Raw genomic sequence first — 22,947 nt, forward strand, 5'->3', positions numbered from 1 at the left:
GGCTGGCTGGCCCACGGTTTTGATACGTTTCATTCCTGCGTCCGCACAAGGTTGCGCCTACCGGAAGCAACCAGGGCGGCGAAGGATGTCAGGCGGCGGGAGCCCCTTGGAGGGCGGTGCGCGCGGCAGGCTCCCCCCGCCGCGGCCACCGACTGGTCATTGGCCGCGAAGAAGCGGTCACACAACCAGCCGGTGAGGTAGAGCCAGGCCCCGATGCTGAAGAATGGAACCAGGCCCGGAAGGCAACTGCTGGCATAAAGTACCGCGGCGGAGACAAAGAGCAGGATGACCGTTCCCGCCAGGTGCCGCACAGCGAACCGGGACGACATCAGCAGGTACTGGGGCAAGGTCAGCTCGTACCGGGCATACATCGGGAACACGTAGCAAACGGCCCCCGCCAGGAAGACTGCGGCAACAAGGATGCCGACGGCCATGAACTGCGCCAGGACTCCCCTGCCTCCGGAAAAATAGTTCCAGTTCAGGACAAGGGCCGCCGCAATGGCCATGACCGGGAGGGCCAGGGCGTTGGCCCGGACAAAGTTGCGGAAGTATGCGGAGGCAAACTCCCGCAGCAGCGGAACAGCATTGCCTGCAGCCCGCTTGCGCACCGCAATCTGTGCCGCGGCGGTGGCCGGGCCCGCACCAAAGATGCCAAAACCCAGCAGGGTAAAGGCAATCCACAGCAGGTTCAGGCCGGCAATCCATACGACCGTGTCAAAAAATGAGTAGGCGCGCGCACTGAAGGTCCCGGACAGCATGGCACGGCTCCCTTCTGTTCTCCATCGTTGCAGAGGCGAAGCGGAAAGTGCCCCGCATCACGCTGGTAATCGGTTTCTCGAAAATGTAGACCCGCCGCCCGTCCTCGGTCAAGCCGAATTTTGAATCGTTACATAGCTGGACTGGGGCCGCCTCTTTGCCGCACACTAAAAGGTGGAAAGCGCTTGCTGCCTCGACGCTCGCGCACATGATGCCGGCGCCCCCAAGGCAGGTGCCAGTGGCCAGAACGGAGATCCATGAAAACGGCAACGGAAGCCGCCGGCAGCGCCGCCGCAGCTTCAGCAACAGCCCCGGCACGGGTTGCACTGGTGGGAGTGCACGGCTTCGGCACCCACCATCTGCGGAACCTCCAGCGCCTGCAGGCTGCAGGCAGTGTCAGCCTGGTCGCCGTGGCGGACCCGCAGCCGCCGGCACCCGGCACCCTCCCGCCGTCGGCCGCCGTCTACCCGGGGCTCGGGGAGCTCCTCACCGCTACCCGGGACCTGGACCTGGTCATCGTGGCCACCCCCATCCAGACGCATGCCCCGCTGGCCCTGGCCGCCCTGGCCACTGACGCTGAGCTGTACCTTGAAAAGCCACCTGTCGCCTCCCTGGCCGACTTCAACCGGTTGCGCACGGCAGCCGCCGGGTCAGGCCGCGGGGTGCAGATCGGCTTCCAGAGCCTCGGCTCGCACGCGCTTGGAGCCATCGAAGAACTGCTCGCCGCCGGGACCATCGGAACACTGGAGGGCATCTCCGCCACCGGCCGGTGGGTCCGGGACAGGGCCTACTACACGCGCTCGCGCTGGGCAGGAAAACGCAGCATCAACGGCGTGGATGTGGTGGATGGCGTGGCCACCAACCCGTTGGCGCACGCGGTGGCAACCGCCCTCCGGATTGCGGGGGCGCGCACCACAGCAGACCTCGCGTCCGTGGAAACCGAGCTTTACCGGGCCAATGACATCGAGTCCGATGACACCTCCGTGATCCGGATCCGCACCGCAGCGGGCCTGCCCATCACCTGCGCCCTGACCATCTGTGCCCCGGAATCCGTTGAACCGTACGTCACCCTGCAGGGTTCGGCCGGCACGGCTGTGTTCCACTACACCGAGGACCGCCTGACGGTGGAGTCGGCGGCCGGCCGCACGGAGGAAACCTTCGCCCGGGACGACCTGACGGAGAATCTCCTGGCCCACCGCGGCCACGGCGTTCCGCTTACCAGCAGCCTGGCGGACAGCGGAGCCTTCATGCTGGTGCTGGAAGCCATCCGGACCGCACCGCCGCCCGCCCCCATCGATCCCGCCTGCGTCCACTGGGAAGGCGAAGGAGACGCTGCGCATGCCGTGGTGGTGGGCATCGAGGAAGCCCTGGAGCGCGCGGGCCGGCAGCATGCCACGTTCAGCGAGATTGGGCTCCCCTGGGCTGTGGCCGCGCCGGTGGTCTTCGACATCCCTGCGTCCTGATGCGCTTCAGGACCCGGCGGCGCAGCCAGCCGCCGGGTCTTTCACTCCCGCGCAGCAACCCTCCGGCGCCGTCCATGGCGCCACAGGAGCAGGCCCACCACGGCCGCGGAGAGCATGCCCAGTCCACCGGTGGCCACCAGCCCGGTCCGGACGCCGAATTGTTCGGTCAACCAGCCCGCCAGGAGGCCGCCGCAGGCGTGGCCGCCCAGCAGGAGCGGAAGGTACAGGGCCATCACCCGGCCGCGGATGGCAGGCCCGGCCTCGAGCTGGACGGCCGTGGCTGCGCTGGTGAGGAACAGCAACGTCATGATGCCCACCACCGCCAGCATCGCCACAAACAACACCAGGGTGGGCATCAGGGCGGCCACCAGCTGGGACAGGCCAAAAAGGCCCGCGGCGGCCACAATGCCCCTGCGCCCCATGGTCCCCAGCCGGGCTGCCAGGAGGGCACCGGCCAGGGCGCCGCCGGCGCTGACCATGTTGAAGAGGCCAAAGCCCTCCACGCCGTTGTGCCACACTTCCTGGGCGAAGGCCGCGAGGACCACCGGCCCGTTCATGCCGAAGGCGCCCAGCAGGCCGGCCAGCAGGATGAGTAGCAGCAGGCGCGGGCGTTCACGGACGTAGCGGAAGCCGGCAAGCACCTGCCCGCGGCCCCGCTCGGCGGGTGTGCCAGGATGCAGTTCGTGCGGCCGGATGGCGGCGATCAGGACCAGCACCACCAATCCAATCAGTGCGTTTGAGGCGAAGGCGGCGGCCGGCCCTGCCTGTGCGATCAGCACGCCGCCCACCGCGGGGCCGGCCATGGCACCCAGCTGGGCGAGGGCGTTGTTCAGTCCGATGGCGGGACGCAGGGCGGCGTCGCCCACTACTTCATTGACGAAGACCTGGCGGGTGGGCTGGTCCACCGCCGCGGTGATGCCCAGCGCCATGCAGCTGGCGTAAACAACCCAGACAGTAATGGTGCCGCTTGCAGCCCAGGCCGCCAGTCCAAGGCCGAGCAGCACAATGACGGACTGGCACACCATCATGATCCTGCGCTTGGGGAAGATGTCCACCATCAGTCCGGCAAGCGGCCCCACCACGAGCATGGGCAGGAACTGAAGGGCGACGGCGGCCCCCACCGCGGCCGGGCTCCCCGTCAGTTGCAGCACCAGCCAGTCCTGCGCCAGCCGCTGCATCCAGACGCCAAGGCTGCCGGCGAGCTGCATGCCCAGAAAGAGCCGGTAGTTGTGTTGCTTAAGGGGGTGGTACCAGCGCGGCTGGCTGATACCCGGGCGCGCAGACGGTGCGGGACGGGTGCGGCGGGACGGCACGGTCAGCGTCGGGCGCGGCTGGAGCGCAGTTTCACTGCGGCGGCGGCAAGGATCAGGGTACCGGGGACCACGACGAACAGCGCGGCGAGCATCCAGACAAACACCACGGCGCAGAACAGGGCGGCCGCCAGCAGCAGCGACCCCGTCCAATCACGCAGGGAGATGTCCTTGCCCACCTGGAAGGCCTGGTGCCAGGTGTCCTTGCCCATGGCGCCTGAAGCCGTGGCGTCGGACCAGGCGGACGCGCTGCGCAGCAGCAGGACGGCGCCGCAGCCGGCGAGTATCAGCGTGGCCGGGAGGACCACTTCGCGGCCCGGCAGCTGCCCCACCCATGCGAGCAGGAGGTTGAGGACAATCACGACGCCGGCTCCCGTCGTCGTGATTCCCAGCTTCCAGCTGCCCGGCAGGGCAGCCCTGAACAGGCCCCACAACCCCCTGACGGAATCGTCCCTGCCATTGAGGTGACGTTCAAGGTGGGCGGTCCCGGCCGCGTAGGCGGCCGGGATGGTGGCCAGCGGTATGGACAGCACCAGCACCAGCACCCCCGTCAGGAGGGTTTCGGAGAACAGTGCAAACCGGTTCACCGGGATTGGCTCGTGGCCTGGGGCGGATGTGGTGCTGTCCATGACGCTCATCTTCCTTTTCCTAGCCCTTCAGTCCCTGGGTGGAGACGCCTTCGACGATGTAGCGCTGGAAGATCAGGAAGAAGATCAGCACGGGCAGCAGGGCCAGGACGGACATGGCGATCATGGCGCCGTAGTCGGAGGACTGGGTCTGGTCCACGAACAGCCGCAGGGCCAGCGGCAGCGGGTACTTGTCCGGGGTGTTCAGGTACAGCAGCGGGCCCAGGAAATCGTTCCAGCTCCAGATGAAGGAGAAGATGGAGGTGGAGATGAGGGCCGGCTTCATCAGCGGCAGCATGATGGATCCGAAGATCCGCGCATGCCCCGCACCGTCGATCCTGGCGGCTTCATCCAGTTCCGCGGGCAGGCCGCGCATGAACTGGACCATCAGGAAGACGAAGAACGCGTCCCCGGCCAGGAACTTGCCGATCAGCAGCGGGACGTAGGTATCCACCAGGCCCAGCTGCTGGAAGATGATGTACTGCGGGATGATCACCACGTGGAAGGGCAGCAGCAGGGTGGCGATCATCATGCCGAAGAACAGGCTGCGGCCGGGGAAGTTGATCCGGGCGAACGCGTACGCCGACACGCTCGCGGACAGGATGGTCCCGACGACGGCGCCGAGGGCCAGGATCAGCGAGTTGGTGAAGAACTGCAGGGTGGACACCCCGCCGATCCCCTCCATGGCGGTCACGAAGTTATCAAAGCTGAAGTTGTTTGACCACAGCGACGTGTTCTGGCCGCCGATCTCCGAGTTGGGCTTGAAGGAGGAGGCGATCATCCACAGGCCGGGATAGAGCACGATGGCAGTGAGGACAAGGGCCACCAGGTGGAAGATGGCGCTCTTGGCCCGTTTGGCCCCCATCGACTCGGATTTCGGATTGTAGGCCGGGGCGGCGGCGTCCGGTGTGGACTGTGTTGGCGTTGCCGTGGTTGTCATTTTGAATCACCGCTGTAGTGGACCCAGGACTTGGACGTGCGGAAGAAGATCAGCGTGATGATGCCCACCACGATCACCAGCAGCCACGCCATGGCAGAGGCGTAGCCCATCCGGAAATCGCTGAAGCCCCGCAGGTACAGGTAGAGGGTGTAGAAGAGGGTGGATCCGGCGGGGCCGCCGTCACCGTTGGAGATGATGTAGGCCGACGCGAAGATCTGGAACGCGTGGATGGTTTCCATGAGGAGGTTGAAGAAGATCACCGGGGAGAGCATGGGCCAGGTGATGTTGAAGAACTTGCGCACCGGGCCGGCACCGTCCATCGACGCTGCCTCGTACAGCTCACCGGGGATCTGCTTGAGGCCGGCCAGGAAGATCACCATCGGGGCGCCGAACTGCCACACGGTCAGGAGAATGAACATCGGCATGGTCATCGAGGGGTTGCCCACCCAGCCGCCAAGGTTGATCCCGAAGAAGGACAGGCCCTGGTCCACCGGGCCGGAATCGCCGAACATGGCCTTCCAGACGATGGCGATGGAGACGGACGCACCGATCAGGGACGGGGCGTAGAAGGCAGAGCGGTAGAAGCCCTGGCCGCGGCGCTTGCTGTTCAGCAGCATGGCCACCGCCAGCGCCGCCGCGAGCTTCAAGGGCGTACCGAACACCACGTAGCCCACGGTCACGCCCACGGACTGCAGGAAGCGTTCGTCCTGGAACAGGGTGGTGTAGTTGTCCAGTCCGATCCACTTGGGCGGCTCGAACAGGTTGTAATTGGTGAAGGACAGGTACAGCGAGGAAATCATCGGCCCCACCGTGAGGGCAATGAATCCCAGCAGCCAGGGCAGCAGGAAGGTATAGCCGGCGCGGGCATCCGAGCCCCGCTGCCGCGACTTGCGCGGCAGCGGGGAACCGGACGACGCCGGGCGCCTGCTCAGGGTTGGGGTTTGAGTCACGAGATCATTCCGTCAGTGGTAAAACCAGGGTGGAAGGGCATGGCGCCGGATCAGGCGTTCTGCTTGATGAGGTCTTCGGCTTCCTTGAACCACGCGTCGACGGCCCCGTCAACCGTGACCTTGCCGTAGTTGAGGTCGGAGGCGATCCGGCCGAACGACGCTTCCAGCGTGCCGAAGCCAACGATGGGCGGCTCCGGAGCGTCCTTGAGGTACTGCGCAATTGATTTCTCGTAGTCCACCACGAGCTTGTCGGCGCCTTCGAACGTGGTGCCATCCCGCTGGGTCTTGGAAGCCGGAACGCCGCGGGAGGTCTTGAAGATCTGGCCTACTTCGGGGTCGTTGACCATGAAGTCGATGAAGCGGGCGGCGGCGTCCTTGAACTTGGTCTTGGCACTGGCCACCATCAGCATGGAGGGCTTCAGGAACAGGCCCAGGTTGTTCGGGTCGTCCGACGGCACCGGAACAAGCTTGAGTGATTTGGCCCCGCTGTCGGCCAGGTAGCCCGCCATGAAATTGTCCCAGGTAACCTCAGAGGCTGTGACGTTGGAACCGAAAGGGGACTTGGGCTTGAGCTGGGTTACCCTGTCTTCCGGGACGAGGGCCTGCGTGCCGCGAAGCTTCGAGTTGAGGTTCCACCAGGTCTTCAGGTCGTCCTTGCTGAAACCAAGCTTCCCATCGCCGTTGAAGGCCTGGATGTTCTTCTGGCGGAGCCAGATGTTGAACTGCCACCACACGCCCGTGAAATCCGTGGAGCCGAACAGGGTCCCGTTGCCCTTGTCCCCGACTTCCTTCAGGAATGCCTGGTATTCCGACCAGGTCCAGCTGCCGTCCGGCTCGGCAATACCCAGGGATGCCAGCTTGGCGGGGTCGTAGTAGACCGCGAAGGCGTTGGTGCTGGTGGGGATACCGTAAGTCTTGCCCTTGATCTGGCCCGAAGGCAGGAGCGATTTTTCGAAGGCGTCAGTGTTGATCTTGACCGTGCCCAGGTCCAGGAGCTGGTTGCGCTGGCCGTAGTCCCGCAGGTAGGACAGGTCCCACTGCATGACGTCGGGAAGACCGCCGCCGGCGGCCTCGGTGGCGCGCTTCTGCCAGTAGCCGGCGAAGTCCGTGAAGTTGCCGTTGACCTTGATGTCCGGGTTCTTCGACTCGAAGAGGGCAATGGCCTTGCGGGTGCGCTCGGCGCGGTCGTCGTTGCCCCACCAGGTGTAGTTGATGGTGACGGGTTTGTCGGCGGATCCGGTCTGTCCGGAAGAGCTGGATCCGTTCCCACAGGCCGACAGGGCTGCGGCAGATGCGGTGCCGATGGCCACGGTTGTGAGGAAATGCCTTCTATTGATCACGGGAGCCTCCTTGCTCGATGTGTGTTGCCCTTCCGCTCTGCCTACAACGCGAGTAGTGAGCTGGCTTACACGGCTTCTGAAACGATACAATATCGGCATTCCCGGAATTGGGCAAGCGTTTTCCAAACGTCTGACCAATGGCCCCGTTCCGCCTTGCGAGCAGACAAAGGAGTCACATGACACAGCAGGAAACCAGCTCCCCTTCGAGCGTTTGGAACAGGGTTGAGGGCCTGGCCTTCGGTGGTGATTACAACCCCGAGCAGTGGCCGGTGAGCGTCCGGCTGGAAGATCTGGACCTCATGCGGGAAGCGGGCGTGAACTTCCTCAGCGTGGGGATTTTCTCCTGGGCGCTGCTGGAACCCTCCGAGGGACGGTATGACTTCGGGTGGCTGGACGAAGTGATGGACAACCTCGCAGGGATCGGCGTGAAGGTGGCCCTGGCCACCGCCACCGCTGCTCCCCCCGCCTGGCTGGTCCGCAAGCACCCGGAGATCCTGCCCGTCACGGCTGACGGGACCGTGCTGGGACCGGGCTCGCGGCGGCACTACACGCCGTCGTCGTCCGTGTACCGCCGCTACGCCGCGGGCATCACGCGCGTTTTGGCCGAACGGTACAAGGACCACCCCGCGCTGGCTTTATGGCACGTGGACAACGAACTGGGCTGCCACGTCTCGGAGTTCTACGGGGAGGAGGACGCCGCCGCCTTCCGTGCCTGGCTGGAGCGCCGGTACGGGAGTGTCGATGCTCTCAACGCCTCCTGGGGCACGGCGTTCTGGTCCCAGAACTACGGTTCGTTCGATGAAATCCTGCCGCCGTCGGTGGCGCCGTCCACGCTGAATCCGGGCCAGCAGCTGGACTTCCAGCGCTTCAATTCCTGGGCGCTGATGGACTACTACCGCGAACTCGTGGCGGTGCTGCGGGAAGTGACACCCGGCATTCCGTGCACCACCAACCTAATGGCCTCCAGCGCCACCAAGTCCATGGACTACTTCGACTGGGCCAAGGACCTGGACGTCATCGCCAATGACCACTACCTGGTGGCGGCGGACCCCGAACGGCACGTGGAACTCGCGTTCAGCGCGGACCTTACCCGCGGCATTGCGGGCGGCGACCCGTGGATCCTGATGGAACATTCGACGTCGGCCGTGAACTGGCAGCCCCGCAACCAGCCCAAGATGCCCGGTGAGATGCTGCGCAACTCCCTGGCGCACGTGGCCCGCGGGGCCGACGCCGTGATGTTCTTCCAGTGGCGCCAAAGCTTCGCGGGCTCGGAGAAGTTCCACTCCGCCATGGTGCCGCACGGCGGACGGGACACCCGCGTGTGGCGCGAGGTGGTGGACCTCGGCGCCGCGCTGAAGCGGCTGGAACCGGTGCGCGGTTCCAGGGTGCAGGCCCGCGCCGCCATTGTTTTCGACTACGAGGCGTGGTGGGCCGGCGAGATCGATTCGAAGCCCAGTATCGACGTGAAGTACCTGGACCTGCTGCGGGCGTTCCACCGCGCCCTGTTCCTCCGCGGGATTTCCGTGGACATGGTGCATCCGTCTGCTTCGCTGGATGGGTATGACCTGGTGCTGGTGTGCACGCTGTATGCGGTTTCGGATGGGAACGCCGCCAACATCGCTGCTGCCGCCGCTGCCGGTGCCACGGTGCTGGCGAGCTACTTCAGCGGGATCGTGGACATGCAGGACCACGTGCGGCTGGGCGGTTATCCCGGGGCGTTCCGCGACCTTTTGGGGGTGCGCGTGGAGGAGTTCCACCCCCTGCTTGCCGGGTCGCAGCTGAAGCTCAGTGACGGGACGGTCTCCTCGGTGTGGAGCGAGCATGTCCATCTGGCCGGCGCGGAGGCGGTGCAGACCTTTACCGGGTACCCGCTGGAAGGCGTCCCTTCCCTCACCCGCCGGGCCGTGGGTTCCGGGGCAGCCTGGTACCTGGCCACCTTCCCCGACCCCGATGGCATCGAGGCCGTCCTCGACCGGCTGCTCGCCGAGTCAGGGGTTACGCCGGCTGCCGACGCCGATCCCGGGGTGGAGCTGGTCCGCCGGATGTCCGCCGACGGACAAAGCTTCCTGTTCGCCATCAACCACACGCGTTCGGCTGCCTCGGTTTCCGCCACGGGCACCAATCTGCTGACGGGTGAGTCGTTTGTGGGCACAGTGCCGGCAGGCGGCGTGGCGGTGGTTGCCGAGGGCTAGATACGCACGTTCCGGAACGTTCGACGGCGGCACCCTCCCTTGGGTGCCGCCGCCTCCGTTTCGGGGGCGGGCCCAGGGCGGCCAGTGGTGACGTTTTCCACATAGCGGTTTTGGGCGGCCTGAATTGTCGGAGGGTGCTGGAAGACTCTGGCTATGGAAGCGGTTGTGGGGGCGGCAACAGTAATGGAGGCGGAGCCTCGGGTGCCTTCCATCACTGATGTCCTGAGGCTCTTGGAGTCTGTTCCCATGGCGGGCGATGACGCCGGGAAGATCGATCAGATCCGTGGGTTGGAGGACCTGAAGTCGCTGGCGGGTTCCCGGCAGGCTGATACCGCTGTTGCGTTTGATTTATCCCAGCGGCGGGAGCAGGACGATGCCGGGGTCCCGGCCGACGGGCAGGGCGCCGGGGTCGCGGCGCAGATCGCGTTGGCCCGGCGTGAACCACCGGCGAGGGGTTCCCGGCTGCTGGGCCTGGCCAAGGCCCTGACCGGCATGCCGCACACGTTCGAGGCGTTCCGGGCCGGCCTCTTGAATGAGTGGCGGGCCACCCTGATCGTGAAGGACACCATCTGCCTGTCGGCCCAGGACCGGGCCGCGGTGGATGAAGAACTCGCCGCCGACACCGGAGCCCTGGACGGCCTGGGAGACAAGGCCATTACCGCCGCGGTCCGCGCCGCCGCGTACCGGCGGGACCCCGCCTCGGTCGCGAAGCTCACCAGCCGGGCCGTGGCCGAGCGGTGCGTGAGCCTGCGCCCGGCCCCGGACACCATGACCTACCTGACCGCGCTGCTCCCCGCCGCCCAGGGCGTCGCCGCCTACGCCGCATTATGCCGGGACGCCGACACCGCCCGAAGCGGCGGGGATGATCGGTCCCGGGGGCAGGTCATGGCGGACACCCTCGTCGAACGCGTCACCGGCACCCCCGGCGGAATCAGCGGGGTTCAGATCCAGCTCGTCATGACCGACCGCACCCTCCTCCACGCCGACACCGAACCCGCACGGCTGCCCGGCTACGGCACCATCCCCGCCGAACAGGCACGAAACATCGCCCTCACAGCTCCCGGTGACAACGACCTCAACCTCTGGGTGCGCCGGCTCTACACCGCCCCCGGCGCCGGTGAGCTGGTGGCGATGGACTCCACAGCCCGGCTCTTCCCGGCAGCACTGAAACGCTTCCTTCAAATCCGGGATGACACCTGCCGGACCCCCTACTGCGACGCCCCCATCAGGCACCACGACCATGTCACCGCCTGGCACCACCGCGGACCCACCACCGCCGGAAACGGCCAAGGCCTCTGCGAAGCCTGCAACCACACCAAAGAAACCCCAGGATGGGCCGCACAAACCATCCCCGGCCCACGCCACACCGTGGCAACCACCACCCCAACCGGCCACACCTACCACTCCACAGCACCACCACCCCCCGGCACCCCACCTCTGGCGTGGGACAGGGACAGAAACAACACGTCGAGGAAAGACAGCAGGCAACTGCGTCGCACTCCCTTACGGGGAAGGCCAATCGGAGGTTCCGCACGGCCACCGGAGGGGCCACCGCGACCAACCGTCCAAGTGTTGGGCCGTATCATCCAGTCCGGTATGACATGACGGCGAACTCCCTGATGGGACGGCCCGACAAGCAGGCCTGTGGACCGAAGGGCAGGGCGGCAGATAATGGACCGGTGATTCGAGCGGCAACTACAGCAGACCTAGGGCGTATCCAAGAGATCGAGATTGCGGCCGCCGAACTCTTCCGCACCATAGGCATGGATGCGGTCGCGGACGACCCGCCACCCACCGCGGAACAATTGAACGCCTATTTTGCTGCCGGGACCGCCTGGGTGGCAACCAACCCGGCAGTCAAAGCGATCGGATACATCCTCATCGATGGTCATGCCGATTGGGCTCACATCGAACAGGTCACGGTCCATCCCCAACATTCACGGCGCGGCGTCGGCGCCGCCCTGATCGACCACGTGGAGGATTGGGCCCGGGACCACGGCCACATCGGTCTGTCCCTGACGACCTTCAGCGATGTGCCCTGGAACGGCCCCTATTACGAACGCCTCGGGTTCAGTCGCCTGCCGGAATCCGAGTGGTCAGTACAACTCCGCGGCATTGTCGAACGCGAAGCGGACCGGGCGTTGGCTGCGTGGCCCCGCACGGTGATGACGCGCAGGATCCCTGCTGGACCAGTCGCTTAACATGACCATCCGCTTAAACAGCCCTGCCCCGGAAGGAACCATGGGTTCCTTCCGGGGCAGAGCTGCCACCCGCCGTCGGACGTCTGTGATGAGGAGGCACCATACAGACGGTCCGGAGCCGTGTGGCGGCGTGAGGACTAGCTGCTGATGGCGGACTTCATCTCATCTGTCGCCTTCTTGCCGGCATCCTCCGGGGACAGCCGCTCGAAGAGGACTTCGGAGGTGTAGCGCTTGATGATTTCCTGGATGGCGCCCGCACCCTTCGGCGGGGGCGCCGGAGCCTCGCCGAGTTCGTCCTTGATCTGGTCGATGAAGTTGACCACCTTGACGTCGGCCGGGGTCAGTTTCGGCTGGATGGCTGCCCGGACCTCGGAGTTGGGGTAGACGCCGCGGTCTGCAAGCAGGGCTTCGCCGGCCTTGACGTTATTGGTGAGGAAGTTGATGAACTTGGCGGTTTCCTGCGGGTGCTTGGTGCGCGATGATGCTGACCAGAACTGTGAGGCCTTGTACCAAAGCTCGGTATCCGCGGACGATCCGGTCTTGGTGGGGAACCGCAGGATCTTCAAGTCCCCGCCGCTCGCCTTTTCCAGGGCCGGGGCCTGGTTGGACCACCAGAAGGCCATGCCGTTCTTGCCTGTTGCCAGTCCGCTCTGGTCAAGCGGGGCAGCCTCGGCCTCCACCACCTCGGATGCGGACGGCACTGCCTTGTCCCTGCTGAGCTTCTTCAGGAAGGCCCACCACTCGGCGATGTCACCGGGCTCGAAGCCCAGCTTGCCGTCGGACGTATACAGCGACTTGCCGTCCTGCCGGAGCCAGACTCCCAGGGAGGCCTCGTCCGTTCCGTAGGCCGCCGCGCCATAAGTACCCTTCGGCGACTTTGCAGTGATCTCGGCTGCGATGCGGCCAAAGTCCTCCCAGGTCCACTTTGTGTCGTCCGGAAGCGGCACTCCGGCAGCCTGGAAGACGGCGGGGTTGGCCAGGATGGTGGCAGCATTGATGCCGGCGGCGATGCCGGTCAGCCCCTTTTCGCCCTTGCCTGCGTTCAGTGCTGCCTCATCCAGCTTGGACGTGTCGATGTCGTACTTGGACAGGTCCAGAAGGGCACCCCGGCTTGAGTACTCCGTGATGTACTTTTCGTCCATCTGGATGATGTCGGGGGCATCATTGGCCGCCACCTGCGTGGCCAGTTTGTCCCAGTAGCCGCTCCAGTCCCCAAACTCCGGCTTGATCTTGATCTTGGGGTTTTCGGCCTCGAACTGCTTGATTGCTTCCTGCGTCAGCTGCGCGCGCTTATCGCCGCCCCACCACGAGAAGCGGAGCTCTACGGTGCCGTCCGCACTCTGCGGGGCGGCTCCTCCACCGCAGGCACTGAGGGCCATAACGGCGGCGACGACGGCGGCAATCGCGCCGGCCTTGCGGGTCCGGACACTGCGGGCTTGGACACTGCGGCGTTGGGGGTTTGGGCCTGAAGCTGGTGCCCCTGCTGTCTGCTTCGCAGCAGACGCAGGACGGGGAAAAAGCGGCACTGTGTACTCCGATCTTCGTTGATCCAGGTGCGGGTGATGGGTCTCAGCTGTGTGGTTGAGGAGGGGAACTCGGCGGCGGGACAGAGGCCTACCGGCTGTGCGCAAGTCCCTGAAAGCGCTTTCTGCTACAGATACTATAAGTTCGCTACTTGTAATACAAGATGTTTCTTTGCTGAGGCCGGGAATGTTGCGGCCAATGGCAAACGGCCCGCCACCAGGGCGGGCCGTTCGGACCGGCATTGTCTCTGAGGGCTACTTGATGCCCGTGGTGGCGATGCCCTTGATGAGGAACCGCTGGCCAAAGAGGAAGACCAGGAAGACCGGCAGCAGCGACACAATGGACATGGCGAACAGGGAACCCCAGCTCGTGGCCGACTGGGAATCCACGAAGGCCCGGAGGGCCACCGGAACGGTGAACATGTCCGGATCCGTGAGGTAGATCAGGGCACCAAAGAAGTCGTTCCACGTCCAGATGAAGGTGAAGATGGTGGTGGTGGCCAGCGCCGGCACCATCAGCGGCAGGATGACCCGCAGGAAGATGCGCGGATGGCCGGCACCGTCGATTCGTGCAGCTTCATCGAGTTCACGCGGAATACCGCGGATGAACTGGACCATGAGGAAGACGAAGAACGCGTCCGTGGCCAGCAGTTTGGGCACCAGCAGGGGCCAGAAGGTGTTCACCCAGCCGATCTGCGAGAACAGGATGTACTGCGGGACGATCACCACGTGGAACGGCAGCATGATGGTGAGAAGCATGATGCCAAAGAACAGTTTCTTCCCCGTGAACTGGAGCCGGGCAAAGGCGTAGGCGGCCATGGAGCAGGAAACGAGGTTTCCCAGGATGGAGCCGATCACCACGATGGCCGAGTTCAGCATGTAGTGGCCAAAGGGGTGGGTCAGGGCTGACCAGCCGGACGTGTAGTTGCTCATTTCCAGGCTGTTGAGCCAGAGGCCCGGCTCCCGGAAGATCATCTCGTTCGGCCGCAGCGACGACACCACCATCCACAGGAGTGGATAGATCATCAGCGCGCCGGCCAGGATCAGGATGCCGTGCTTCATGAGGGATTTGCCCCGCTGGGCCCGGCTGAAGGCCAGGGTTCCCCGGGACTCGCGGGCCCGCGGCTTGCGGTTGTTAGGCTTGCCGGCGCCGGCGGTCTTCTTGTCCGCGGCGGGCAGCGTCTCCAGGTTAGTCGTCATAGAAAACCCAATACTTAGAAGCGATGAAGTTGATGGCGGTAAAGACGCCGATGATGAGCAGCAGCACCCACGCCATGGCGGACGCGTAGCCCATGTCGAACTGGCCGAAGCCCTTTTGGTACAGGTACAGGGTGAAGAACATGGTGGAGTCTGAGGGCCCGCCGTTGCCGCCGGAGACGATGAACGCCTGGGTGAAGGACTGGAAGGAACCGATGATCTGCAGCACCAGGTTGAAGAAGATGATCGGGCTCAGCATCGGCATGGTGATCCGCCAGAACTGCTGGAGCGTGCTGGCGCCGTCCACCTTGGCGGCTTCGTAGTACATGGCGGGGATCTGCCGCAGGCCCGCCAGGAAGATAATCATGGGTGCACCAAACGTCCAGACGTGCAGCAGGATGATCGATCCCAAAGCGGTGCTGGGATCCGAGATCCAGCCCGGCCCCTGGATCCCGAACATGGCCAGGACCTGGTTGACCAGGCCCGTGGTGCCAAAGATCTGCTTCCACAGGATGGCCACGGCAACGGATCCGCCCAGGAGGGATGGCAAGTAGAACACCGAACGGTAGAACGGGAGGCCGCGGAGGCCCTTGTCCAGCACGAGGGCAATGAGCAGTGCAACGGCGAGCTGCAGGGGGACGCCGACGAAGACATAGGTGAAGGTGACCCGCAGCGAGTTGTGCAGCCGGGCGTCGCTGAGCATCCGGGTGAAGTTGTCCAGCCCAGTCCATTCCGGCGGCTGGAGCAGGTTGTAGTCGGTGAAGGACAGGTATAGCGACATCAGCATCGGGCCGATGGTGATGGCCACCAGGCCCACCAGCCATGGCAGCAGGAAGATGTAGGCGGCCTTGTTGTCCCGCCTGTTGGCCTTCTTCTCCTCGGCGGTGGCTTTGCCCTTGCGCCGGGTAAAGGAGCTGAGCTCGCTGATGGCGCTCACAGGAGCTGCTCCGTCGGGGACGCCGGGAACACTGCGTACGGCACCAGGGCCGGACGCAGCGTCCCGGGGATGTGTTTTGCGGCCATGTGGTCTCCTTTGGTCATCGTGGCCTCCACGTTGCGGTCATCGCCAGGCGATGGGAGTGCGGCACCTCCGGCACGGTCGGCTGCTGCCGCAAAAGGCTGCAGGATTCCGGCGCCGCGGGTGCCTTCGAAAATGCGGCTCCGTACCAAAGTAAACGGTTTCTTGACTCCTGCATAGCCCTTTGTTAGTTTTTCAGAAACCGTTTTCTGCTGGATGCGTCACTCCACCCTAAATGAGAAGCCGAGGGGCACAACAATGAAGTTTGGTCTCAGAAAATCCGCCGTGGGAGTCACCGGCGCCATTGCCGCCCTGGCCATTGTCCTGACCGGCTGCGGCAACAGTCCGCAGGCAGGAAAGGTGGGGACGGCGGAAGATCCGGTGACCATCCGGTTCGCTTGGTGGGGAAATGACTCCAGGGCTAAAACCACCATGGAGGTCATCAAAGCCTTCGAAGCCGCCAACCCCACCATCAAGGTCCAGGGCGAAAACACGGAATACAGCTCCTATTGGGACAAAATGGCGACACAGATCGCAGGTGGAACTACGCCGGATGTCATCGCCATGAGCGGCGCTTATCCCAGCGAATACGCCAGCCGCGGCGTCCTGCTGGACCTGGACAAGGTCAAAGGCCAGATCGATACGTCGAAGTTCGCGGAAGGCACCGTGGACCTGGGCAAGATCGATGGCAGGCAGTACACCATCACGGCAGGCGTCAATTCCATGTCAATGGTCCTGGACCCCAAGGTGTTTGAAGCGGCAGGCGTCCCCATGCCCGATGACGAGAAGTGGACCTGGGACGACTACGCAAGGATCGCCGCCGAGATCACCCGGAAATCGCCCGCCGGCACCTTTGGCACCACCCCCATGGCGAACGACTCTTTCCTTGCGGTCTGGGCCCGCCAAAACGGCGAGGACCTCTACACCGACGACGGGAAGAAAATGGGCATCAGCGAGGACACTCTTGCCCGCTGGTTCGAGCTCAACAAGAAGCTGATGGATACCGGCGGCGCCCCTTCCGCATCACAGACGGTGGAGGACGGGTCCGCGCAGCCGGAGATGACCCTGATGGGACAGGGAAAGCAGGGCATGAAAATCTCCTGGAGCAACCAGATGACGTCCTACTCCGGCGCGCCCCTGGTCATGGCAAAGCTGCCGGGCGAGAGCAGCAGGCCGGGTGCCTGGCTCCGCTCCTCCATGGAGTACGCCGTCTCGTCCAAGTCGTCGCAGCCCAAGGAAGCCGCCCTCTTCATCAACTACCTGGTCAACAACATGGACGCAGCGTCCAAGATCAAAAGCGACCGCGGCATGCCGGCCAACACCGAACTCAAGGCCGGCATCACTCCCCTGCTGAAGGAAACCCAGCAAAAGGAAGCCGCCTACCTGGACCGCATTGCCGCCCTTAAAGTCCAGGCCCCCAAGCCGTTCCCGGCGGGATCATCGGCAACCATGGAAGTTTTGAACCGTTACAACACGGATGTACTCTTCGGGAAGATCTCTCCGCGCGACGCGGCCAAGGGCATGATCTCCGAGGTAAACCAGAACCTCGCCTGACCGTAACGCCCAGCGCGGCAGCAGGCAGGACCATTACCGAAAGGAGCCGGGCCACATGACTCCAGCACGGCCCAGCGCCATCGCCGGCTACGACGACTGGCCGGCCTACGTGAGAAGCAACCCCCGCCACCAGGCCTCAACCGCCGCGGCGCAGGAGCTTTCGGACGCGCTGGGCGTACCCGGTGCGGGTGCACTGCCGGAGGTCAGGGTGCATTGGGAGGAAACGTACGACGGCGCCACCACCTCCCAGCTCAGCTGGCAGTTGGGTTTCGGGCCACGGACTACGGGCTGGCTGGTGCGGCCGGCTGGACGTCCCGGTCCCCTGCCGGGCGTCCTGGCACTGCACTGCCATGGCGGCAACAAGTTCGGCGGCGCCGACCGGCTGGTTGACCTCCCGGAAAGCCACCCGTCTGCGGCCGCCGCCCGTGCCGGGCTTTATGACGGCCGCGCCCTGGCCACGGACATCGCCCGCCGCGGTTTCGCAGTGCTGGCCCACGACTCCTTCGCCTGGGGCAGCCGCAGGTTTGACCTCTCAACGCCGCCGTGGCGGACCGCCTCCGCAGCGGCGGCAAGGCACGCGCAGTGGCGGGAGGACGGCGTCGTACCCACTGACGCGGACCAATACAATTCCGCCGCCGGCTTCCATGAGGACACCGTGGCCAAGGCCGCAGGCCTGCTGGGCACCAGCCTGGCCGGCATGGTGGCGTACGACGACCTCGCCGCTCTGGAGGTCCTGGCAGCCCTGCCCGGGGTCGACCCCGAGAACCTGGGCTGCATCGGGTTCTCCGGCGGAGGTGGCAGGTCGCTGGCCCTGGCAGCCCTCAGTCCCCGTATCCGGGCCGCAGTGGTGACCTGCATGATGACCACCTTCGAGTCCCTCTTCCCCGCCTACCTGGACGCACACTCCTGGCTGCTGCAGACTCCGGGCCTGTGGAAGCTTGGTGACTGGCCGGAACTCACCGGCAGATCAGCGGCCGCCCGGTTCCTTGTGCAATACGCCCTGGCGGATGAACTCTTCCCGGAGGACGGGATGCGCCAGGCGCACCACCTGCTGGAATCCCTGCACGCCGGTACAGACAAGTACACGGGCACCCTCTGGCCCGGAGGGCATGTCTTCACCGGGCCCATGCAGGACGAAGCACTCGATTTCCTGGCCCACACCCTGGCCGTCCGGCCCGTCCACAACCCATCCCAAGGACCCTCATGACCACACAGCACTCCGCCGCCGCGGACCAGCCGCACCAGCAGGCCGCTTCCACAGCCGTCCCGCGGGTGGCCCTGGTGGGCGTGCACGGCTTCGGCGAGCGCCACCTTGCCAACCTGTCCCGGCTCGAACAGGCCGGCGCCCTGGAACTGGCGGCCGTCGCCGATCCCAACCCGCCGCAGGCGGGCACCCTGGCCGCCCCGGTGGCTGTGTTCCCCGACCTGGATGGACTGCTTGCCGCCGAGCCGGGTGTCGACGTCGTCATCATTGCCACGCCCATCCAGACCCACGCCCCGCTGGCTTGTGCCGCGCTGGAAGCCGGGATGGATGTCTACGTCGAGAAGCCGCCGGTGGCGTCCCTGGCACAGTTTGAAGAGGTCCTTGCCGCCGCCGGGGAGAATGGGCGGCTGGTCCAGGTGGGCTTCCAGAGCCTGGGGTCCCACGCGTTGCCTGCCATCACGGAGATGGTGGCTGCCGGGGACATCGGCACTGTCCTGGGCATCAGCGCCACCGGCCAGTGGCTGCGGACCAAGGCCTATTTCAAGCGCTCGCGCTGGGCCGGGAAGCGCAGCCTGGACGGCACCGATGTGGTGGACGGTGTGGCAACCAATGCGCTGGCCCACGCCGTTGCCACTGCACTCCATGTCGCCGGCGCCCACACCCTTGCAGATGTGGCATCCGTGGAAACAGACCTGTACCGGGCCCACGGGACCGAAAGCGACGACACGTCCGTACTCCGCATCCGCACGGCCAACGGAACCACGGTGCTGTGCGCCCTCACCCTCTGCGCCCCCGAACAGCAGGACCCCACCGTGACTGTCCACGGAACCCTGGGCGACATCACGCTTTCCTACACAAAAGACGAGGTGGTCATCACCACCGCCGATGGCGAACGCCGCGAAACCTATGGCCGCGCCGACCTCCTGGAGAACCTGCTGGACGCCCGCGCCACCGGGGCGCCGCTCCTGTCCGCGCTGCAGGACACCGGCGCCTTCACCGCCGTCCTCGAAGCCATCCGCACCTCCCCCGCGCCGGCCCCGATCGACGCCGCATCCGTGGTCTGGGAAGGCGCGGGCGACGACGCACATCCGGTGGTCCGGGGCGTCAGCGACCTCCTCGGACGGGCCGTCAAAGCGCAGGCAACATTCGCCGAGCTCGGTGTCCCATGGGCGCGGCCCGTTCCGCCCGTCCGCGCGCTGACCGTGGACGGACGGCCGGTGGCGGACTACCAGGACGGCAGCCACATCCGCGCGGTCTCCTCCCCGCGGCCCTACCTGCACCCCGTCAGGACCCTGGGCGGCACCGTGGTGACGGACCACCAGCCGCTGGACCACGTATGGCATCTTGGTGCCGGCGTGGCCCTGCAGGACGTGGACGGCGTCAACTTCTGGGGCGGCCGCACCTATACCCGGGAGGCCGGAGCGTACGTCTGGCGCCCGGACCACGGCACCATCAGCGCCACAGCCGTACAGCAAACCGATGCCGCCAACGGGCACGGGGGCACGCTCCAGGAAACCCTGAGCTGGAACGGGCCGGACGGCACCCCCATCCTCCTGGAGGAACGCTCCTGGGCGTGGTCCGGCGTCGCGCCCTCCATCTGGCGGCTTTCCCTTGACTTCGCGCTGTCCCCTGCCGGCAATATGCCTGTCAGCCTGGGCAGCCCGGGCTCCAACGGCCGCTTCGAGGGCGGCTACGGCGGCTTCTTCTGGCGCCTCCCGGCGTGCGGGGAAGCGGCGGTGTGGACGCAGGCCGGCAGCGGCGAGTCAAAGACCCACGGCAGCGTCACGCGCTGGCTCGCTTGGTCCGGAAGGTTCGACGGCGGGCCGGCCACCTTGGTGTTCGTCGCCCCGGAAGGCTGCACGGACCCGTGGTTTGTCCGTGTGGAGGGCTACCCCGGCGTGGGACAGTCGCTCGCCTGGGACAGTCCCGTCTTGGCCCGGCCGGGAAACCCGGTACGGCGGCACATCACCGTTTTCGTGGCCGACGGAATCCTGGCCACCGCCGACGTAGAAGCGCTAATTAACCAACAGGGGGACCCGTCATGACGCAAACAACAACCACAGCCGCTCCCCCGAAGGAGGCACGGCGGCCGCCGGGCTCAAGGACGGACCGCACCATCAAGCGCCGCCGCGTCCTGGACATCCTGGACGCGGCCGGGCGGGACTCCCTGCTCCTGACCTCCAACACTGCCCTGACGTGGTACCTGGACGGCAGCCGCGTGCACGTCAGCCTGGCCGGCGACCCCATCGCAGCCCTCCTGGTGGACCGCGACGGCGACCACCTGGTGACGTTCAACAATGAGGCCGGGCGGATCGCGGCCGAAGAGCTTCCAGCCCAGGTCAACCTGCACACCGTGCCCTGGTACGGCAACCTGCACCAGACCGCCGCGGCCCTCGGAAGCAGTTCCCGGCCGCCGCTCGCGGAAGCGGACGTCACAGCGCAACTGCGCGCTGCCCGCCAGCAGCTCCTCCCGGCCGAGAGCGCGCGGTACTCCCAGCTCAGCGCCGAGCTGGCTGCCATGATGACGGACGTTCTTTCCGCAGCGCGCCCGGAGACCACCGAGTTCGAACTCGTCTCGGCGCTGGCCGCCCGCGTGGTGGCGGCCGGCGCGGAGCCGCTGGTACTCCTGTGCAACGGCAGCTCCCGCAGCGATTTCCGGCACCCTTTGGCCACCCACGCCCCGCTGGGCCGTCGTGCCATGGCCGTGGTGTGCGCCCGCCGGGACGGCCTGGTGGCCAACATCACCCGCTGGATCAGGTTCGACGCCGGCACCCCGAAAGAGCGCGACGCCGAGGCCCGTATCGCGGCCGTGGAAGCGGACATCTTCGATGCCACGGTCCCCGGGGCGCGCCTGGACAGAATCTTTGCCGAAATCCAGGCAGCGTACGCCCGGCACGGCTTCGGGGCGGACCAGTGGGAGCAGCATCACCAGGGCGGACCGGCCGGGTACGCGGGGCGTGATCCCAGGGTGACGTCTGCGGTGACCGACACTGTGGTGCTGGACCAGGCCTTCACCTGGAACCCGTCAGGCCCCGGCGTCAAGATCGAAGACACCGTCCAGCTGACAGAGTCCGGCCTCCGCGTCCTGACGGTGGACCCGCGCTGGCCCGTAAGCACCGTCAACGGGCTGGAGCGGCCGGTGACGCTGCAGCTGTAGTAAACGAGTTTCCCGGGCAGCAGAAAACCCCGGAGCCGAAAGGCTCCGGGGTTTTCTTCGTTAGCTAAGGAAGCTGCAGTTCCCCGTCCACCCGGCGCGGGATGCGCAGCGGGTTGTCCTCGCGCAGTGCCGGGTGCAGCACTTCTTCCGGGGCGTCCTGGTAGGCCACAGGGCGCTGGAACCTGCGGACCGCCGTGGCACCCACGGACGTGAACAGCGAGGTGGTGGCCGGGTATGGTCCGCCGTGCTGCTGGGCCCAGTTGACGGCGACCCCGGTGGGCCAGCCTTCGAACAGGACACGTCCGGCGAGTCCGGAGAGCTGCTCCACCAGGGCAGCGATGTCCTCGCCCCGTTCACTGTGGAGGGTGGCCGTCAGGCTGCCCGGGACCTTCGCCAGGACGGCGGACAGTTCCTCCTGGTCCGCGTACTCGATGAGGATGGTGGTGGGTCCGAAGCATTCTTCCAGCAGCTGGTCCGGACGTTCCAGGACCCTGGCAGCATTGGTGGCAAAGACCACCGGCGCGGCGCCGTTTGCGGCCGCGTCCTGGTCGACGCTGCCGCTGACCACGTCCACGCCCTCCACCGATGCGAAGCTGCGCAGCCCCTCGGGGTAGGCTTCCGCGATCCTGCTGGTCAGCATGCCGTGCGCCGGTTTGTCCTTGGCGGCCTCCGCCACTTGTGCCGCGAACCCCGTCCCGGCGGGTATGAACACGAGGCCGGGCTTGGTGCAGAACTGGCCCGCTCCGAGGGTGAAGGAGCCGGCCAGCCCCGCGGCAAGTTCCGCGGAGCGCGCCTGAAGTGCCGCCGCCGTGATGACCACGGGGTTCAGGCTGCCCAGCTCGCCGTAGAACGGGATGGGGTCCGGGCGTGAGGTGGCAAGGTCGAACAGGGCACGGCCGCCGGGAATGGACCCGGTGAAGCCCACGGCCTTGATGGCAGGGTCCTGAACCAGGGCGCTGCCCACCTCGCGGCCGCTGACCAGCGCGAACAGGCCCTCGGGTGCGCCCGCGCCGCGCAGGGCCCCGGCCACGATTTCAGCGGTGCGCTCCGACAGGCGCAGGTGGCCGGAGTGCGCCTTGACGATCACGGAGCAGCCGACGGCGAGGGCTGAGGCGGTGTCTCCGCCGGCCACGGAGAAGGCGAACGGGAAGTTTGATGCAGAGAAGACGGCAACCGGGCCGATGGGCTTGAGGATCCGGCGGAGGTCCGGCTTTGGCGGGGTGGCTGACGGATCCGCGTGGTCGATGATGGCCTCCAGGTAGGAGCCCTCGGTAATCACGCGGGCGAACAGGCGCAGCTGCCCCGTGGTCCGGGCCACCTCCCCCGTGAGGCGCGGCGCCCCCAGGCTGGTCTCGGCGTCAGCGATGTCCACCAGCTCGGCGGCGTTGGCATCCAGGGCGTCCGCTACCGCCTTCAGCCAGCCGGCGCGTTCGGCGTCGGTCGCCGCGGCGGAGGTCCTGGCGGCTTCCGTGGCGGCAGCGGTGAGCTCGGACAGGGAAAGGGTTGCAGTTGTCAC

Annotated in this window: 18 protein-coding genes; 8 read left to right on the forward strand and 10 right to left on the reverse strand. The window is 66.2% G+C overall.

Annotated elements, in window-relative coordinates:
* Window positions 1–29: 29 nt before the first annotated feature.
* The gene (locus ACWRN3_RS10595; protein WP_476740616.1) at window positions 30–758 is read right to left on the reverse strand and encodes a YesL family protein; all 729 of its coding nucleotides are present in this window, start codon (window positions 756–758) and stop codon (window positions 30–32) included.
* Between the two features lie 255 nt (window positions 759–1,013).
* On the opposite strand from ACWRN3_RS10595, the gene ACWRN3_RS10600 reads away from it, so the two are divergent.
* On the forward strand, window positions 1,014–2,219 hold the full coding sequence (locus tag ACWRN3_RS10600) for a Gfo/Idh/MocA family protein (protein ID WP_476740617.1): 1,206 nt from the start codon (window positions 1,014–1,016) through the stop codon (window positions 2,217–2,219).
* 41 nt (window positions 2,220–2,260) lie between these two features.
* Here the strand turns inward: ACWRN3_RS10600 and ACWRN3_RS10605 are convergent, their stop codons facing one another.
* The 5 genes from ACWRN3_RS10605 to ACWRN3_RS10625 are packed head-to-tail and all read right to left on the reverse strand — an operon-like array spanning window position 2,261 to window position 7,385.
* Complete coding sequence (locus ACWRN3_RS10605; RefSeq protein ID WP_476740618.1) at window positions 2,261–3,532, reverse strand: MFS transporter; 1,272 nt, start codon at window positions 3,530–3,532, stop codon at window positions 2,261–2,263.
* Between the two features lie 2 nt (window positions 3,533–3,534).
* A complete protein-coding gene (locus ACWRN3_RS10610; protein ID WP_476740619.1) occupies window positions 3,535–4,167 on the reverse strand; it encodes a Poxvirus protein I5 in 633 nt (210 codons plus the stop codon).
* 10 nt (window positions 4,168–4,177) lie between these two features.
* Window positions 4,178–5,095 (reverse strand): carbohydrate ABC transporter permease, encoded by a 918-nt coding sequence (locus ACWRN3_RS10615; RefSeq protein ID WP_255173219.1) that lies wholly within the window; start codon window positions 5,093–5,095, stop codon window positions 4,178–4,180.
* Window positions 5,092–6,045: a carbohydrate ABC transporter permease gene (locus ACWRN3_RS10620; RefSeq protein ID WP_159630789.1), complete on the reverse strand. Its 954-nt coding sequence runs from the start codon at window positions 6,043–6,045 to the stop codon at window positions 5,092–5,094. The genes ACWRN3_RS10615 and ACWRN3_RS10620 overlap by 4 nt, the downstream gene beginning before the upstream one ends.
* 50 nt (window positions 6,046–6,095) lie before the next feature.
* Window positions 6,096–7,385 (reverse strand): ABC transporter substrate-binding protein, encoded by a 1,290-nt coding sequence (locus tag ACWRN3_RS10625; RefSeq protein WP_255173220.1) that lies wholly within the window; start codon window positions 7,383–7,385, stop codon window positions 6,096–6,098.
* Between the two features lie 176 nt (window positions 7,386–7,561).
* Here ACWRN3_RS10625 and ACWRN3_RS10630 point away from each other — a divergent pair, with 176 nt between their 5' ends.
* The 3 genes from ACWRN3_RS10630 (at window position 7,562) to ACWRN3_RS10640 (ending at window position 11,778) form a co-directional block, all read left to right on the forward strand.
* On the forward strand, window positions 7,562–9,577 hold the full coding sequence (locus tag ACWRN3_RS10630) for a beta-galactosidase (RefSeq protein ID WP_476740620.1): 2,016 nt from the start codon (window positions 7,562–7,564) through the stop codon (window positions 9,575–9,577).
* A gap of 246 nt (window positions 9,578–9,823) precedes the next feature.
* Entirely contained in the window at window positions 9,824–11,182 is a 1,359-nt protein-coding gene (locus ACWRN3_RS10635) for an HNH endonuclease (RefSeq protein WP_476740656.1), read from the forward strand.
* Window positions 11,179–11,778, forward strand: coding sequence for a GNAT family N-acetyltransferase (locus tag ACWRN3_RS10640; RefSeq protein WP_476740621.1), 600 nt, complete (start codon window positions 11,179–11,181; stop codon window positions 11,776–11,778). The genes ACWRN3_RS10635 and ACWRN3_RS10640 overlap by 4 nt, the downstream gene beginning before the upstream one ends.
* A gap of 137 nt (window positions 11,779–11,915) precedes the next feature.
* Here the strand turns inward: ACWRN3_RS10640 and ACWRN3_RS10645 are convergent, their stop codons facing one another.
* The 3 genes from ACWRN3_RS10645 to ACWRN3_RS10655 form a co-directional block, all read right to left on the reverse strand.
* Entirely contained in the window at window positions 11,916–13,304 is a 1,389-nt protein-coding gene (locus tag ACWRN3_RS10645) for an ABC transporter substrate-binding protein (protein ID WP_476740622.1), read from the reverse strand.
* A 252-nt stretch (window positions 13,305–13,556) separates the two neighbouring features.
* Complete coding sequence (locus tag ACWRN3_RS10650; RefSeq protein WP_324643062.1) at window positions 13,557–14,501, reverse strand: carbohydrate ABC transporter permease; 945 nt, start codon at window positions 14,499–14,501, stop codon at window positions 13,557–13,559.
* Window positions 14,491–15,435 carry a carbohydrate ABC transporter permease gene (locus ACWRN3_RS10655; protein WP_255173223.1) on the reverse strand — a complete coding sequence of 315 codons (945 nt, stop codon included), beginning with the start codon at window positions 15,433–15,435 and terminating at the stop codon, window positions 14,491–14,493. The genes ACWRN3_RS10650 and ACWRN3_RS10655 overlap by 11 nt, the downstream gene beginning before the upstream one ends.
* A gap of 339 nt (window positions 15,436–15,774) precedes the next feature.
* Here ACWRN3_RS10655 and ACWRN3_RS10660 point away from each other — a divergent pair, with 339 nt between their 5' ends.
* Genes ACWRN3_RS10660 through ACWRN3_RS10675 form a run of 4 tightly spaced genes read left to right on the forward strand, consistent with a single transcriptional unit; the run spans window position 15,775 to window position 21,431 of the window.
* Window positions 15,775–17,070: an ABC transporter substrate-binding protein gene (locus tag ACWRN3_RS10660; protein ID WP_476740623.1), complete on the forward strand. Its 1,296-nt coding sequence runs from the start codon at window positions 15,775–15,777 to the stop codon at window positions 17,068–17,070.
* Between the two features lie 55 nt (window positions 17,071–17,125).
* Window positions 17,126–18,277, forward strand: coding sequence for an acetylxylan esterase (locus ACWRN3_RS10665; protein WP_476740624.1), 1,152 nt, complete (start codon window positions 17,126–17,128; stop codon window positions 18,275–18,277).
* Window positions 18,274–20,319 carry a DUF6807 family protein gene (locus ACWRN3_RS10670; RefSeq protein ID WP_476740625.1) on the forward strand — a complete coding sequence of 682 codons (2,046 nt, stop codon included), beginning with the start codon at window positions 18,274–18,276 and terminating at the stop codon, window positions 20,317–20,319. The genes ACWRN3_RS10665 and ACWRN3_RS10670 overlap by 4 nt, the downstream gene beginning before the upstream one ends.
* Entirely contained in the window at window positions 20,316–21,431 is a 1,116-nt protein-coding gene (locus ACWRN3_RS10675) for a M24 family metallopeptidase (RefSeq protein WP_476740626.1), read from the forward strand. The genes ACWRN3_RS10670 and ACWRN3_RS10675 overlap by 4 nt, the downstream gene beginning before the upstream one ends.
* 64 nt (window positions 21,432–21,495) lie before the next feature.
* Here ACWRN3_RS10675 and ACWRN3_RS10680 read toward each other — a convergent pair whose 3' ends face one another.
* Window positions 21,496–22,947 (reverse strand): aldehyde dehydrogenase (NADP(+)), encoded by a 1,452-nt coding sequence (locus ACWRN3_RS10680; protein WP_476740627.1) that lies wholly within the window; start codon window positions 22,945–22,947, stop codon window positions 21,496–21,498.

Source organism: Pseudarthrobacter sp. rb (assembly GCF_056389225.1).